The sequence below is a fragment of the Actinomadura barringtoniae genome (assembly GCF_017573505.1).
Taxonomy (GTDB): domain Bacteria; phylum Actinomycetota; class Actinomycetes; order Streptosporangiales; family Streptosporangiaceae; genus Spirillospora; species Spirillospora barringtoniae.
On record NZ_JAGEOJ010000009.1, the window covers coordinates 195,382 to 209,768 of the forward strand.

The 14,387-nt window shown below is 72.2% G+C and carries 13 protein-coding genes; 4 read left to right on the forward strand and 9 right to left on the reverse strand.

Annotation, left to right across the window (positions count from 1 at the left end):
• Positions 1 to 188: 188 nt before the first annotated feature.
• Positions 189 to 623, forward strand: a complete 435-nt coding sequence (locus J4573_RS22845) for a CBS domain-containing protein (protein ID WP_208257839.1) — start codon at positions 189 to 191, stop codon at positions 621 to 623.
• Between the two features lie 6 nt (positions 624 to 629).
• On the opposite strand, the gene yczR is transcribed toward J4573_RS22845, so the two are convergent.
• Complete coding sequence (yczR, locus tag J4573_RS22850; protein ID WP_208257840.1) at positions 630 to 2,111, reverse strand: MocR-like transcription factor YczR; 1,482 nt, start codon at positions 2,109 to 2,111, stop codon at positions 630 to 632.
• A 109-nt stretch (positions 2,112 to 2,220) separates the two neighbouring features.
• Here yczR and yczE point away from each other — a divergent pair, with 109 nt between their 5' ends.
• Positions 2,221 to 2,892: a membrane protein YczE gene (gene yczE / locus J4573_RS22855; protein ID WP_243773425.1), complete on the forward strand. Its 672-nt coding sequence runs from the start codon at positions 2,221 to 2,223 to the stop codon at positions 2,890 to 2,892.
• Here the strand turns inward: yczE and J4573_RS22860 are convergent.
• The 4 genes from J4573_RS22860 to J4573_RS22875 form a co-directional block, all read right to left on the reverse strand.
• Complete coding sequence (locus J4573_RS22860) at positions 2,792 to 4,435, reverse strand: alkaline phosphatase D family protein (protein WP_307796798.1); 1,644 nt, start codon at positions 4,433 to 4,435, stop codon at positions 2,792 to 2,794. The two genes, yczE and J4573_RS22860, sit on opposite strands and share 101 nt — an antisense overlap.
• A gap of 110 nt (positions 4,436 to 4,545) precedes the next feature.
• On the reverse strand, positions 4,546 to 5,436 hold the full coding sequence (locus J4573_RS22865) for a hypothetical protein (RefSeq protein ID WP_208257841.1): 891 nt from the start codon (positions 5,434 to 5,436) through the stop codon (positions 4,546 to 4,548).
• The gene (locus J4573_RS22870) at positions 5,433 to 6,422 is read right to left on the reverse strand and encodes a S66 peptidase family protein (RefSeq protein ID WP_208257842.1); all 990 of its coding nucleotides are present in this window, start codon (positions 6,420 to 6,422) and stop codon (positions 5,433 to 5,435) included. Before J4573_RS22870 ends, J4573_RS22865 begins: the two co-directional genes overlap by 4 nt.
• An 88-nt stretch (positions 6,423 to 6,510) precedes the next feature.
• Positions 6,511 to 7,278: an SIR2 family NAD-dependent protein deacylase gene (locus J4573_RS22875; RefSeq protein WP_208257843.1), complete on the reverse strand. Its 768-nt coding sequence runs from the start codon at positions 7,276 to 7,278 to the stop codon at positions 6,511 to 6,513.
• A gap of 124 nt (positions 7,279 to 7,402) precedes the next feature.
• On the opposite strand from J4573_RS22875, the gene J4573_RS22880 reads away from it, so the two are divergent.
• Entirely contained in the window at positions 7,403 to 8,353 is a 951-nt protein-coding gene (locus tag J4573_RS22880) for a sulfotransferase family protein (RefSeq protein WP_208257844.1), read from the forward strand.
• A gap of 28 nt (positions 8,354 to 8,381) precedes the next feature.
• Here J4573_RS22880 and J4573_RS22885 read toward each other — a convergent pair whose 3' ends face one another.
• The 3 genes from J4573_RS22885 to J4573_RS22895 all read right to left on the reverse strand — a co-directional run bounded on the left by J4573_RS22885 (position 8,382) and on the right by J4573_RS22895 (position 11,193).
• Positions 8,382 to 8,522, reverse strand: coding sequence for a hypothetical protein (locus tag J4573_RS22885; RefSeq protein WP_208257845.1), 141 nt, complete (start codon positions 8,520 to 8,522; stop codon positions 8,382 to 8,384).
• A 136-nt stretch (positions 8,523 to 8,658) separates the two neighbouring features.
• On the reverse strand, positions 8,659 to 9,147 hold the full coding sequence (locus tag J4573_RS22890; RefSeq protein WP_208257846.1) for a hypothetical protein: 489 nt from the start codon (positions 9,145 to 9,147) through the stop codon (positions 8,659 to 8,661).
• 96 nt (positions 9,148 to 9,243) lie between these two features.
• A complete protein-coding gene (locus J4573_RS22895) occupies positions 9,244 to 11,193 on the reverse strand; it encodes an ABC transporter ATP-binding protein (RefSeq protein WP_372442869.1) in 1,950 nt (649 codons plus the stop codon).
• Positions 11,194 to 11,426: 233 nt separating this feature from the next.
• Here J4573_RS22895 and J4573_RS22900 point away from each other — a divergent pair, with 233 nt between their 5' ends.
• On the forward strand, positions 11,427 to 13,361 hold the full coding sequence (locus tag J4573_RS22900) for a Xaa-Pro dipeptidyl-peptidase (protein ID WP_307796799.1): 1,935 nt from the start codon (positions 11,427 to 11,429) through the stop codon (positions 13,359 to 13,361).
• A 93-nt stretch (positions 13,362 to 13,454) separates the two neighbouring features.
• On the opposite strand, the gene J4573_RS22905 is transcribed toward J4573_RS22900, so the two are convergent.
• Positions 13,455 to 14,261, reverse strand: a complete 807-nt coding sequence (locus J4573_RS22905) for an enoyl-CoA hydratase/isomerase family protein (RefSeq protein WP_208257847.1) — start codon at positions 14,259 to 14,261, stop codon at positions 13,455 to 13,457.
• Positions 14,262 to 14,387: the final 126 nt, after the last annotated feature.

Sequence of the window (14,387 nt, forward strand, 5' to 3'; positions counted from 1 at the left end):
TGATCTCCCCGCCGACCTGCCTACCCTTGATCCACTGGGCACATGCCAGGGCCCGGCCGCCCGGCCGGGAACTCGGCCAAGGGTTTACCAGCGCGGGGTTTTCGCGGGCGGCCGAACATGCGAGGTTGACAAGAACAGGTCCGAGGCGGGCCGCGAGGCCCGACCGAACCGTCGCCGGAGTGTGATGCATGCGAATTCGCGACATCCTGCGGAGAAAAGGCGACCTGGTGGCCACCGTGCCGCCCGGTGCCACTGTGAGAGAACTGCTGGCCACGCTGGCACAGCACAACATCGGGGCGGCGGTGGTCTCGCCCGACGGCGCCGCCATCGCCGGAATCGTGTCCGAACGCGACGTCGTGCGCAGGCTGCACGATCACGGGGCGGACCTGCTGGACCGCCCGGTCGCCGACATCATGACCACCGAGGTGTTCACCACCGATCCCGACGCGGCCGTGGACGATCTGCGCAAGACCATGACCGACCGGCGCATCCGGCACATCCCGGTCGTCGACGAGGGCCGCCTCGCGGGCGTGGTCAGCATCGGCGACATCGTCAAGAGCTCGATCGACGAGCTGGAGAGCGAGCGCGAGCACCTGGTGGACTACATCCAGCGCGCTCCCTGACCCACGTCAGACGTAGGCCGGCAACGGCCCGGCGAGCGGGGCCGCCTCGACCTCCCGATAGGCCTGGGCGAGGCGGTCCACCGCCGCGCGCAGCACGTCCGGCGGCAGCACGTACGGCAGCCGGACGCAGTCCTCCAGCACGCCGTCGACGCCGAACACCGGCCCGGGGACGACGCGGACCCCGTAGCGGCCCGCGGCCTCGGCCAGCAGTGACGCGACCGGCGCGCCGAGCCGTACCCACAGCGACATGCCGCCGTCGGGCAGGGTGAACTCCCAGTCCGGCATCCGCTCGCGCAGCGCCGCCGCGAGCGCGTCCCGGCTGCGCACCAGGTGGGACGCCCGTTCGGCGCGCACCTCGCCCAGCCGCAGCAGCAGCTCGCGCACGATCAGCTGGTCGAGCACCGGGCTCGCCATGTCCACGGCCTCGCGGGCCAGCACGATGCGCCGGGCGAGCGGCGCGGTGGCCCTGATCCAGCCGATGCGCAGGCCGCCCCACATGAGCTTGGACGACGAGCCGATCGTGATGACGCGCCCGCCGGTGTCGTAGCCGGCCATCGGCGGCATCCGGTCCGCGGCGGGGTCGTGCGCCAGCTCGGCGAACGTCTCGTCGGCGATGACGAACGCGTCGGCGCGGCGGGCCGCCTCGACCAACGCGGCCCGGTCGGCGTCGCCCATGAGCCGGCCGGTCGGGTTCTGGAAGTCGGGGATCGTGTAGGCGACGCGGACCGCGGCCTGCCGCATGCTGCCCGCGATGAGCTCCAGGTCCCAGCCCTCGTTCACCCCGACCGGCACCAGCCGGGCGCCGCGCCGCCGCAGCGCGCCGAGCGCGTGCGGGTAGGTGGGCCGTTCGACCAGCACGGAGTCGCCGGGCTCGACGAGCGCCTGGATCAGCAGCGTGAAGGCGTGCTGCGCGCCGGTGGTCACCACGATCTGGTCGGGCCGGGTCGGCACGCCGCGGGCCTCGTAGGTGGCCGCGATGGTCTCGCGCAGCTCGGCGATCCCGGCGGGCTCGTAGCCCGGACCCGAGCTGTAGCGGGCCAGGGAGGCGACGCCGGCGGCGACCGCCTCGTCGAAGATCGCCGGGGCGGCGGGCGTGGCGCAGCCCAGGTCGATGAAGCCGGGCCCCTCCGGCGCGTACGCCATGCCGAACTGCCCGGCGCCGAACGGGACCGAGACCGACGGCAGGCCCCGGGCCGCGGGCGCGGACATGTTGGTCGGCGGCAGCGCCGTCCAGCTGCCGGCGCCCTGCCGGCTCTCGACGAAGCCCTCGTCGCGGAGGCGGTCGTAGGCGGCGGTCACGGTGGTACGGCTGACGCCGAGGGCGGTGGCCAGGTCACGTTCGGCGGGAAGCCGGGTCCGCAGGGCGAGCCGCCCGTCCAGGATCAGGCCGCGCACGGCCCGGGCCAGCGCCGCGTAGTACGGGCGCTCGTGCGGGACGTCGCCGAGGAGACGGGCCAGCTGGGTGCCGCTCACGTACCTGGTGCTCATGCAGACCACTTTCGCATATTGGCTCTTTAAAGACCAGGCCACTTTTCGCGAGACTGACCAGGCGAAACACCGTATCGGTGCAGGTATTGAACCGAAGGGGAGCGAAGAAATGGCCTTGATGGCCCGGCGGCTGGTGCAGCTCTACGTGGGATTGGCCTTGTACGGCCTGGGAATCGCCCTGCAGGTGTCCTCCGGGCTGGGCAACGACCCGTGGGACGTGTTCCACCAGGGCCTGTCGCGCCAGTTCGGACTGTCGATCGGCACCTGGATCGTGATCGCCGGCGCCCTGGTCATGCTGCTGTGGATCCCTCTCAGACAGCGGCCCGGGCTCGGCACGATCAGCAACGTCGTGCTGGTCGGAGTCTTCGCCGACCTGTTCCTTTACCTGCTGCCCGATCCGCACCCCCTGGCCATCCGCTGGACCTACCTCGTCGCGGCGATCCTGGTGGGCGGCTTCGCGACCGGCTGCTACATCGGCGCCGGTTTCGGCGCGGGGCCGCGCGACGGGCTGATGACCGGCCTCGCCGCGCGCGGCCACTCGATCCGGGTGGTCCGTACGGGCATCGAGCTGAGCGTGTTCGTCGCCGGGTGGCTGCTCGGCGGCACGGTCGGGATCGGCACGCTGCTGTACGCGGTGGCCATCGGACCGCTCGCGCACGTGTTCATCCCGGCGCTCACGGTCAGCCCTCGACCGCGTCCGGAGGAGACGGCGGGGACACCCGCCGAGCGCCCGGAGGACGCCGCTCCGCGACCCGTTCCAGCCGGGGCCTGCCAGCCGTGATCTCGAAGGTCGCCCGGGTGTGGACCGACGCGCCCGGGCGGCCGACGTACGGGAGCACCCGGTAGTCGGCCCGCAGCGTCCCGGCGGTGGCGGTGCACACGACGTAGCCCCTCAGATCGTTGGCGAACTTCACATGCGGGTTGGCGGCGAGCAGAGCCGGGGTGTCGGGCCGCACGTCGCCGCCGTCGCCGCGCGAGGTGACCGAGGTCCCGACGAGTTCGACGCCCACGCAGGGCGCGGCGGGGTCGTCGAAATCGGTCTTGAGCTCGGCCGCCAGGTTGGTGTGGGCGTCGCCGGTGAGGACGGTGACGTTGTCGATCCGGCGGTCGGCGATGCCGCGCAGCAGCCGTTCGCGGGCCACCGGGAAGCCGTCCCAGGTGTCGAGCCGGTAGACCTCGCCGCCGCCGGGCGGGGCCATGTTGCGCTGGGCCATCACCACCTGCTGCGCGAGGATCTTCCAGCGGGCCCGCGAGCGGGCCAGGCCGTCCAGCAGCCAGCGCTCCTGAGTGCCGCCGAGCATGGCGCGGTCGGGCGAGCGCCGGTCCACGCCGAGCCGCGACGCGAGGTCGGGCGGCAGCAGATCGACCCACGGCGGCCGGGCCACCCGGAACTGGCGGGTGTCCAGCACCCAGAAGTCGACCAGGTGCCCGTACCGCAGCCGCCTGTTGATCCGCATGTCCGGCCCTCTCGGCACCGAGGCGCGGCGCAGCGGCATGTGCTCGTAGTACGCCTGGTAGGCCCCGGCACGGCGGCGCGCGAACGCCTGCCGGTCCATGCCGGGAGCCTCGCCGCCGGAGTAGTTGTTGACGACGTCGTGGTCGTCCCAGGTGACGATCCAGGGCGCCGCCGCGTGCGCGGCCCGCAGGTCGGGGTCGGTTCGGTAGAGCGCGTGGCGGAGGCGGTACCCGGCCAGGTCGACAGGCTCTGGCGTGCCGTGCGGCCGGACGACCGTTCCGCCCGCAGGGGCCGTGTCGCACTCGTAGATGTAATCGCCGAGATGCAGGACCACGTCGACGTCCTCGGCCGCCAGGTGCCGGTGGGCGGTGTAGAACCCGTGCTGGTAGTTCTGGCAGGAGGTGAAGGCGAACCGCACCTGGGCGGGCCGTCCCTCCGGCGCGGTACGCGTGCGCCCGGCCGGGCTGATCTCGCCCGCCGTACGGAACCGGTAGTGGTAGTCGCGGCCCGGCCGCAGGCCGCCGACCTCGACGTGGACCGAGTGGGCCAGCCCCGCGCGGGCGCGCGTCCGGCCGTGGCGCACGACCTTGGTGAAGCGCTCGTCGGCGGCGACCTGCCAGTCCACCTCGACGTCGCGGCCCGCCATCCCGCCGGGGCGCGCCGGATCGGGGCACAGCGGCTCGGGCGCGAGCCGGGTCCACAGCACCACGCCGTCCGGCCACGGATCACCGGACGCGACACCGAGCCCGAACGGATAGGGGCTCGGCCCGGCCCTTCCCGGAATGCCGAGCACAAGGCCGACCGTGCCGGCCTTGCCCAGGAACTCCCTCCGGCCCAGACCCGCCCCGGCCCCGCTGTACGACGTCACCGGAGAAGCCTGGCGGCGAACGAGCGTGCCTCAGGCCAGGCCCGGCCGCGTTCGCCGGTGTCTTGACCGCCCATTGGCGGCGGGTTAGCGGCTGGGAACGGACCCCGGGCTCAGTGCTCGGCCGCCAGCGTGGTCAGCACCGAGCGGAAGTCCTCGGGCAGCACCAGCGTGTCGCCGTCGTAGCGGGTCTCCAGCAGGCTGAGCTCGCCGGCCCGCCACCAGTACAGGTGCGGGCTGAGCGATCCCGGGCCGTCCTCGTAGGCCTGCGCGGCCTGCGCCTGGAGCTCCCTGGCGGCGGCGACCGCGGCGCGGTAACCGGCCCGGATGCCGCCGGCCTGGGGCTGGAGGGGATGCGCGACGATCAGGCTGCGGTTGGGCGCCACGACGAGCGCGCCGTGCGGGCCGATCTGCAGGTACTCCTCGAGCCAGGCCAGGTGGGTGACGGCGTAGAACGTCCAGCCGTGCAGCACCGACATCCGCACCCCGCCGAGCTCCTGCTCGTCGAGCTGCAGCGGACCGTCGGCGCGCACGTTGGCGCGGCCGAGCATGAACAGGGCGTCGCCGGAGACCGGCCAGCCGTTCATCTCCTCGGTCGTGACCGTGCGGACCGTGGTCGGGGTGTCGACCACGACCGCCTCGATCAGGCCCGGCGCGAACGGCCGGGCGGCCAGCACGCCGTTGTCGGCCTCGGCCGGGTAGATCCGGGTGCGCAGAAGGTTCTGGGCGAGCTCGAAGTCGCTGAGGTCCAGCGGCTCCTCGATCGCGGTGACGATCGTGGTCACGTGGTCGGAGACCAGCGCGGGCCAGTCGTCGCGCGGTACCAGGCGGGCCAGCTGGCGGAGGTTGCGCATGCTGACGTGCAGCCGGTTGGCGCCCTCCAGCAGCATCACGTCCCCGGGCACCCTGCGGCACCCGTAGCCCAGGCTCTCGGCCACCAGCACCAGCAGCGAATCGAGGGCCCCGTCGTCCCATTCGCTGGGACGGGAATGGCGGCCGCTCATCGCACACCTCCCCCGGGTGCGTGCACGGTCAGGATCTGGGCACCGGCGTCCAGCCGGGCCAGGGCGCCGAGCTCGAGTGTGAGCTGGCGCGGCCCGTGCCCGGCGGCGATGCCCGCCAGGACGGGAAGGCCGAGCGGCGCGAGCCGCCCGGAAACGACGGCGTCGAGCTCTACGGGATCACCGCAGCCGGTCCAGGGCCCGAGCACCACGCCCGCGGCCCCGTCGAACCATCCGGCCTGGAGCAGCTGGGTCAGCATCCTGTCGACCCGGTAGGGCGCCTCGTTCACATCCTCGAGGAAGACGATCGAACCGGCGGCGGGCGGCGGGGCGTACGAAGTACCGAGCGTCGCGGTCAGCATCGACAGTGTGCCGCCGGTGAGCGGTCCCTCGGCCTGCCCCGGGCTCAGCGCGTGGGCCCCGGGGATGGTCAACGGGACGTCCGCGCCGAACCAGACGGCGCGAAGCGCCTCGAGGGAACGTTCCCGATCTTCGCCGGGCGACTCCGCGACCAGGTGGGTGGCGGGCATCGGCCCGAAGGCCGTCGTGATGCCGATCCGTTCACCGAAGGCCGTGTGGAGCGCGGTGACGTCGCTGGAGCCGTGCAGCAGCTTCGGGCCGCGCTCGTCCGCGGCCGCCTCGGTCATGGCGTCCCAGTCAAGAAGGTCGAGGATCCGGGTCGCCCCGTAGCCGCCGCGGGCGCAGACCACCGCACGGATCTCGGGGTCGCACCAGGCGGTCTGAAGGTCCAGGGCGCGGTCGGCGTCCGACCCCGCCAGCCGATGCCAATTCTCCGGCGCACGGCTCTGACCACCGAGAACGTCCCGATCAAGCGCGTGCTTGGCCACGATCGGGTCCAGGCCCAGATCGCGGAGCACGGCACAGCCCGCCTCCAGCCGACCGGGATCCACCGGGCCGCTGGGAGCGATCACGGCCACCCGGTCGCCCGGCCGCAGCCTGGCGAATCTTCGGGCGCCCCCGCTTCTCAACCCGATCCCTCCTCGCACCGCGACGGATAGAGCTTGTCAGGAGAAGCACTCCAGCGGAAGGGGCGTCCGGTCACGACCCGCCAACAGATCACAGGTCCGCGCCCGAGGCGAGGCGCGCGAGCCGGGGCAGCGTCTCCCCGATCTGGCCCCGCAGCACGGCGTCGGCCAGGGTGTCGTACGGGGTCGGCTGGGCGTTGATGATCACCAGCCGGGCGCCGTGCTCGACGGCCTCCAGGCACAGGCCGGCGGCGGGCTGGACGGTGAGCGAGGTGCCGACCGCCACGAAGAGATCACACGAGCGTGCGGCCATGATCGCCGCCTCCAGGACGTCCGGGTCCAGGGACTGCCCGAACGAGATCGTCGCCGACTTCTGGATCCCGCCGCACACCGCGCAGGGCGGGTCCTCCTCCCCCGCGTCGACCCGCTCCAGGACCTGCGGCATGGGCGTGCGCAGGCCGCACGACAGGCACTGGGCGTCGCGCATCGTGCCGTGGATCTCGATGACCAGCTCCGGATCGGAACCTGCCAGTTGCTGGAGTCCATCGATGTTCTGGGTCACGATCGCCCGCAGCCGCCCGGCGCGTTCGAGATCGACCAGGGCGCGGTGCCCCGCGTTGGGCTCGGCCGACCACGCCGGGTGGTCGCGCCGTGACCGCCAGGCGCGGCGCCGGACCTCCGGATCGCCCAGATAGGCGTCGATCGTCGACATCGCGGCGGCCGCCGGATCCTTGGTCCACACGCCCTGAGGCCCCCGGAAGTCGGGGATTCCGCTGTCGGTGCTGATCCCGGCGCCGCTCAGCACGGTGATCGACTCGGCCTGCGGCAGCCAGTCTGCGAGGGTCATGGGGCCGTCCATGCGATTAGGCTAGGCCCGGAACGCCCCCGTCTGCTCCGATTATCCCCAGGGCTGACACCGGGGTCGCAGGACGGCGCGTCGGCTGGTGCCGGGCAGGCCTGGAGGTGAGAAACTGGGCTCTCGTATGAGGTCGACCTCGCACATCCTGGTGATCAACGGCACCAAGGTCCGCCGCCCGGTGTTCATCCTGGGCGCCCCCCACTCCGGTGCGGACCTCCTGGCGCGTGCGGTCAAGCGGTCCACGGGCTTCCACCTGACCGCCGGCCGCCCCGGTGTGCTGCGGGTCACCTACGCCTTCGCCCGCCGGCCGTCGATCGCCACCGAACGCGAACGCGGCGCCGCGCGGGTGCTGCGCGACGCCTACGCCGAGGCCTGGCAGATCACCGAACGCGGCTGCGCCGAATGCCCGGCCGAGTGCAGGGAGCTGTCGGGGCTGCGGCCGCGGCACGGCGACGACGACCTCGACGGGCCCTGCGTCGAGCCGCGCGGGGTACAGCGATTCGCCGACGCCTCCCCCGACCTGCTCTACAGCGCCGACGTGCTCCTGGACGCCTTTCCCGACGCCCAGCTGCTGCAGGTGATCCGCGACGGCCGCGACGTGGTGGCCGACATGATGGGCGACGAACGGTGCCTGGCCTGGTTCCGGCCGGGGCTGTCGAACCTGAACGAGGTCTTCCCGAACCCGTTCCTCGGAGTCGAGGAGGTCGCCGAGCGGGACAAGTGGCCGCGGGCGGCGATGGCGGTGCGGTGCGCGCTGCGCTGGCGGGGCTCGGTGCGCCTCAGCGCGCGGTTGCGGGCCCAGACGCCGAACGAGCAGCTGTTCACCGTGCGGTACGAGGATCTGATCGCCCGGCCGGGCGAGGTGGCCGGGGCCGTCTCGGGCTACCTCGGCACGCCGATCTCGAAGGTGGCGCTGTCGGGCGGCCTGGTGCGCACCGGCGACCGCGAGGCCGACGAACGCAAGGTGGGCGCGTGGCGCGACCGGCTCACCGCCCGCCAGGTGGTCCAGGTGGAGAAGGTCGCGGGCACCGAGCTGGCCCGGCTGGGCTACTCGCTCAGCACGCCCGCCGGCTAGCTCTGCCTCATTTCCGGCGGCTTCACGCCTAGCGGCGCTTGATGACGGCGGCGACCTCGGGGCCGCGCCAGCCCAGGGCGACGCCCGCCGCGCCCAGCCCGACGAGCAGCACCGTGTAGCGGCCCGTACCGGTCTTGACGACGGTGGTGGGGTTGACCATGAGACGCATTCTCGTTCCTCCCCTCGACTTCCTCACAATGACTGTGACGTCACCAGATGGCCGCCGGGTTGCCGTCCTGGCGCGATCAAAGGAAGACAAGGAAACCGCATCCGCCGCCGCGTGACGGGAGATTCGCGAGAAGTCGTCAGGGACTGAAGATCTGCCGCATCCCCGCGACGCGGCCCTGGGCGTCCAGCCAGACGTCGAACATGCGCGCCCGGTCGGGGAACGGGCCGTACCGGTGCTCGGAGGCCTGCGACATGTCCGCGAACTGCCGCGGCGTCACCGCCGCCCCGCGCAGCCAGTCGGTGAGCTCGCCGTCGTACAGGGGCGCCGTGATCCTGATCCGGGCCCCGGGCGCCAGCGCGACCGGCGCGGGCGTCCCGACCCTGGACGGCACCAGCGTCTCCGGCCCGGCAGGCTGCTTGCGCGTCGCCCGCGCCACCAGCACCTGGTCGGGGCTCGCGCCGGGCCGTACGACCGCGAACGCCTTGCCGACCGGCGCCGCCGCGGCGGCCTGATGCCGCACCAACGTGCCGCCCGCGGGCGCCACCTGCGCGTGCTGCCGCCCGCACCCGCTCAGCGCCACGGTCCCCACCAGGCCCGTCACCGCCAGCAGGATCACCTTTCGCATGCGACCACCCCCGACGGGGTTATGTACCCAGCCGAAAGCGGCTATGCATCACGGATGTGTATCGGCTGCGTCACTCCGCGCGGTCACTCCGCGCGGTCACTCCGCGGGCAGGGGCTCGACGGTGAGGTCGTCCAGCTCGCCCGCGTGCCCATTCTGGGTCGCGAACTGCGTCCGGTAGAGCTCGGCGTACAGGCCGCCCTCCAGAAGCAGGTCCTCGTGCCTGCCGCGCTCCACCACGCGGCCGTCGTCGACCACCAGGATCTGGTCGGCCTCGCGGATGGTGGACAGCCGGTGCGCGATCACCAGCGAGGTGCGCCCGGCGAGCGCGGTCCGCAGCGCCCGCTGGACGGCCGCCTCGGACTCGGAGTCCAGATGCGCGGTCGCCTCGTCCAGCACGACCACCGAGGGCTCCTTGAGCAGCAGCCTGGCGATCGCCAGCCGCTGCTTCTCGCCGCCCGACAGCCGGTAGCCGCGGTCGCCGACGACGGTGTCCAGGCCGTCGGGCATGTCGGCGATCAGGTCGCCGATGTAGGCGGACTCCAGCGCCCCGATGATCTGCTCGTCGGTGGCGTCCGGTCGCGCGTAGCGCATGTTCTCGCGGATCGAGTCGTGGAACAGATGGGCGTCCTGGCTGACCACGCCGACCTGCGTGCGCAGCGAGTCCAGCGTGACGTCGCGGACGTCCTGGCCGCCGATCCGGACGGCGCCGTCGGTGGCGTCGTAGAGCCGCGAGACCAGGTGGGTGATCGTCGACTTGCCCGCGCCGGAGGGGCCGACCAGGGCGACCATCGCGCCCGGCGGGACGGTGAACGAGACCTCGTGCAGGACGTCGCGGCCCGGTGAGGTGTCCGAGCGCGCGATCGACTCCAGCGACGCCAGCGAGACCTCGTCGGCGGCCGGGTAGCGGAACTCGACCCGGTCGAACTCGATGGCCGGGGCCGCGACGGCCGTACGGTCGCCGTTCGGCTGGGGACGGGCCAGCTCGCCGGCGCCCTCCTTGTCGTCGATCAGGGGCTTGAGGTCCAGGACCTCGAAGACGCGGTCGAAGCTCACCAGCGCCGTCATCACGTCCACGTGGACGTTGGACAGCGCCGTCAGCGGCCCGTACATCCGGGTCAGCAGGGTGGCCAGGGCGACCAGGGTGCCGAGCTCGAGCGTCCCGTCGACGACCAGGAAGCCGCCGACGCCGTAGACCATGGCGGTGGCGAGGGCCGCGACGAGCGTGAGGGCGGTGAAGAAGACCCGGCCGTACATCGCCGCGACGATGCCGATGTCGCGAACCCGGGCGGCGCGGCCGGAGAAGTTCTCCTCCTCCTCGGCGGGGCGCCCGTAGAGCTTGGCGAGCATCGCGCCGGCCACGTTGAAGCGCTCGGTCATGAGCGAGCTCATCTCGGCGTCCAGCTGCATCTGCTCGCGGCTGACCCGCTGGAGCCGCTTGCCCACCCACTTGGCGGGGAAGACGAAGATCGGGAGCAGCAGCAGGGCGATCAGGGTGACCTGCCAGGACAGGACCAGCATCGTGATCAGCACCAGGACCAGGCTGATCACGTTGGAGACCACCGAGGACAGGGTGGTGGTGAGCGCCCGCTGGGCGCCGATCACGTCGCTGTTCAGACGGCTGACCAGCGAGCCGGTCTGCGCCCGCATGAAGAACGCGACGGGCTGGCGCTGCACGTGCCCGAACACCTGGGTGCGCAGGTCGTAGATCAGCCCCTCACCGATCCGCGCCGAGTACCACCGCTGGGCCAGGCCGAGCACCGCCTCGAGCAGGGCGAGCCCCGCGACCGCGACGGCGAGCCAGACGACCACCTTCTGCTTGCCGGGCACGATCCCGCTGTCGATGATCGCCTTGAGCAGCAGCGGGTTGGCGACCACGATCACCGCGGCCAGCGAGTTGAGCGCCAGGAAGAACACCAGCTCGCGGATGTACGGCCGGGCGTAGCCCGCGATGCGCTTCACGGTCCCGGGCTTGAGCCGCTGCTGGGTCACCGAGTCGTCGCGCCGGAACGACGCCATCACCTGCCAGCCGTTGCCCGGCATGCCCATCTGCAGCCTCCGAGGGGGTTGTCAGCCACGTAATCAAGTAAGCATCTCAGCTTGCGGGGACGACAACGCGCCATCCCCCGCTCCGCTTCCCGGCTCCGCTCTGGGCGAAAATCCCCTGGGCGCGAGGGTTGTGTACCAGATCGGCCGGTTGTGGGCGATCTTGTGGACTTATCGGCCGATCCGGTAGTAGATCAGATCGACAACCTCCCGGCTCACACCCCTCAGGAGCCCCAGTGACGCGAAGATCAACGTCGATCGGCGCCGGCGTGCTCACCCTCGGCACCGCCGCGCTGCTCGCCCTCACCGCACTCCCGGCGGGCGCCACCGCGCACGCCTCCCCCGCGGCCCCCGCCGCGCCGCGGCCCCAGGTCAAGATCGCGGGCGGCGAGACGCAGCCGGTGTTCTCGCGGGCCGACGCGGTGACCCAGACGGTCGACATCGAGACCACCGCCGACAGCGACAAGGACGGCGTCCGCGACCGCGTGCAGATGCGGATCATCAGGCCGAAGGAGACCGACGCGGGCCTGCGGGTGCCGACGGTCATGGAGGCCAGCCCGTACTGGGCGGGCATCAACGACGTCCCGAACCACTCGGTGGACATCGACGGCCTCCAGGCCAAGTCGCTGTCGTCCTCCAAGCGGGACCTGGCCGCGATCTACCCCGGCTATCTCGACAACTACTACGTCCCGCGTGGCTACGCGGTCGCGCAGCTGGACAGCATCGGCACCGGCGGCTCGACCGGCTGCCCGACCTCGGGCGACCGCAGCGAGCAGGCGGGCGCCAAGGCCGCCGTTGACTGGCTGAACGGCCGCGCCCGCGGCTGGGCGCCGGACGGCACGCAGGTCAAGGCGGGCTGGTCGACCGGCAACGTCGGCATGATCGGCCAGTCCTACAACGGCACGCTGCCCAACATGGCCGCCGCCACCGGCGTCGTGGGCCTCAAGGCGATCATCCCGATCGCGGGGATCTCCAGCTGGTACGACTACTACCGGGCCAACGGCGGCGTGGTCGCCCCCGGCACCTTCCAGGGCGAGGACCTGGACGTGCTGGCCCGCGCGGTGCTGACCCGCAAGAACCCCGAGGTCTGCAAGAAGATCATCGATGACATCGAGGCCACCCAGGACCGGGTGACCGGCGACTACTCCAAGGCGTGGGCGCAGCGCGACTACGTCGGGCAGGCCAAGAACGTGCGGGCCGCCGTCATGGTGGTGCACGGCCTGAACGACTGGAACGTCAAGGTCAAGAACTCCATCCAGTGGTGGAACGCCCTCAAGAAGGCGGGCGTCCCGCGCAAGCTCTGGCTGCACCAGGCCAACCACGCGACCCCGATGCGGTGGCGGCTGGAGGAGTGGCTGCGCCAGACCCACCACTGGTTCGACCGGTTCCTCTACAACGTCGACAACGGCATCACCAAGGAGCCGCGCGTCGACATCGAGCGGTCCCCCGGCACCTGGGAGCACGCCTCCGACTGGCCGGTGCCCGGCACCCGTGACGTGCCGCTCAGCATGAACGCGGGCCCGTCAGGACAGCCCGGCACGCTGGCTCTGCGCTCCCAGCACGGCGCCACCCAGTCGTTCGTGGACGAGGGCCGCACCCGCACCGCCGAGCAGCTGCTGGTGAACGAGGACAAGGCCGACCCCAACCGGCTGGCGTTCCTCACCCCGTCGCTGAAGCAGCCGGTCCGGCTGAACGGCATCCCGAAGGCCTCGGTGCGCGCCTCGCTCGACGGGCGCTCGCCCTACCTGACGGCGCTGCTGGTCGACTACGGCACCGACACCCGCCCGACCGGCCCGCGCGTCGACACCGGCCAGAAGGTCTGCTTCGGCGAGAACGTGCCCGGTGACGAGGGCGGCTGCACCACCCGGCAGACGCTGGCCACCGAGACGGCGCCGTACAAGGTCGTCACCCGCGGCTGGCTGGACGCCAACAACCGGCACAGCCCGAGCCGCACCGAGCCGATCAAGGCCGGGAAGACCTACGAGTTCAGCTGGGACTTCCAGCCGACCGACTACGTGTTCAAGCCCGGGCACCGGCTCGGCGTGATCGTCCTGTCCACCGACTACGACTACACGCTGCGCTACCCGGCGGGCACCAAGGTGACCCTGGAGCCCGGCTCCAGCAAGGTGATCCTCCCGCTCGCCCGCGGCGGCCGTGAGGCCCTCCAGTAGGCCTGTAGCGGACGTACGACAAAGATCGCGGCCCGGACCCCGTTCGGGGGTCCGGGCCGCGCTTGGTTGATCTCAGCCCTTCGCGGGCTTGGCTCAGCCCTTCAGGGCGGCCGACAGCTCACGCAGCCGGCCGAGCTGCTCGCGGCCTTCGGCCGCGCACTGCTCCTCCAGGCTGTTGTCGGGGGCCTCCAGCAGCAGCCGCTTGGTGGCCACCGCGGCCCCGGGGTTGACCGCCAGCAGGGCGGTCGTCAGGTCGGTGACGGTCGTGTCGAGCTCGTCCCGGGGGACGACGTACTCGGCGAGGCCCAGCCGCGCCGCCTCGTCGGCGAGCACGGTACGGGCCGTGAGGCACAGTTCCAGCGCCCGGTTGACGCCCACGATCTCCACCAGCGGCTTGGTGCCGGTGAGGTCGGGCACGAGCCCGAGCGCGGGCTCCTTCATGCAGAACTTGGTGTCGTCGGCGGCGACACGGATGTCGCACGCCAGCGCGAGCTGGAAGCCGCCGCCGATGGCGTGGCCGTGCACGGCCGCGATCGACACGATCTCCGGCCGCCGGAGCCAGGTGTACCCGGCCTGCAGCCCGGCGATGAAGGCGTCTCCCGCTTGCTGGTCCTCCCCATCGGGGAAGCCTTCATCCCCACCGCCGGAGAACATGCTGAGGTCGATCCCTGCGGAGAACGAGGGTCCCTCGCCGCGCAGGACGACCACGCGCACATCGGCTGGAAGGGAGTCGCCGATCCTGGCCAGTGCCCGCCAGGTTCGGAAGGTCATGGCGTTGCGCCGTTCGGGGCGGTTCAGCGTGACCGTCGCGACCGCGCCGTGGGCCTCGAACCGCACCCCGGCCGCATCCAGCTCGGTGGCCAGATCCGGCCGCGGGTCCCCTCCCGTGGAGTCCGCCATGAAACCTCACCCTCCCGCAGTGACTGAGCGATGCGCCCGGACCTAAGTCACCTGACTTATGCCCGGACCGGCGTCACGCGGTATCGGCGGCGCTCCCGCCACCTGATCCCGTCGCCGCGACCGAAC

Excerpts from the sequence above, each read along its gene's own strand:
- J4573_RS22845 (WP_208257839.1), top strand. The coding sequence starts at position 189 with ATGCGAATTCGCGACATCCTGCGGAGAAAAGGCGACCTGGTGGCCACC.
- yczR (WP_208257840.1), bottom strand. The coding sequence starts at position 2,111 with ATGAGCACCAGGTACGTGAGCGGCACCCAGCTGGCCCGTCTCCTCGGC.
- yczE (WP_243773425.1), top strand. The coding sequence starts at position 2,221 with ATGGCCTTGATGGCCCGGCGGCTGGTGCAGCTCTACGTGGGATTGGCC.
- J4573_RS22865 (WP_208257841.1), bottom strand. The coding sequence starts at position 5,436 with ATGAGCGGCCGCCATTCCCGTCCCAGCGAATGGGACGACGGGGCCCTC.
- J4573_RS22875 (WP_208257843.1), bottom strand. The coding sequence starts at position 7,278 with ATGGACGGCCCCATGACCCTCGCAGACTGGCTGCCGCAGGCCGAGTCG.
- J4573_RS22880 (WP_208257844.1), top strand. The coding sequence starts at position 7,403 with ATGAGGTCGACCTCGCACATCCTGGTGATCAACGGCACCAAGGTCCGC.
- J4573_RS22885 (WP_208257845.1), bottom strand. The coding sequence starts at position 8,522 with ATGCGTCTCATGGTCAACCCCACCACCGTCGTCAAGACCGGTACGGGC.
- J4573_RS22890 (WP_208257846.1), bottom strand. The coding sequence starts at position 9,147 with ATGCGAAAGGTGATCCTGCTGGCGGTGACGGGCCTGGTGGGGACCGTG.
- J4573_RS22895 (WP_372442869.1), bottom strand. The coding sequence starts at position 11,193 with ATGGGCATGCCGGGCAACGGCTGGCAGGTGATGGCGTCGTTCCGGCGC.
- J4573_RS22905 (WP_208257847.1), bottom strand. The coding sequence starts at position 14,261 with ATGGCGGACTCCACGGGAGGGGACCCGCGGCCGGATCTGGCCACCGAG.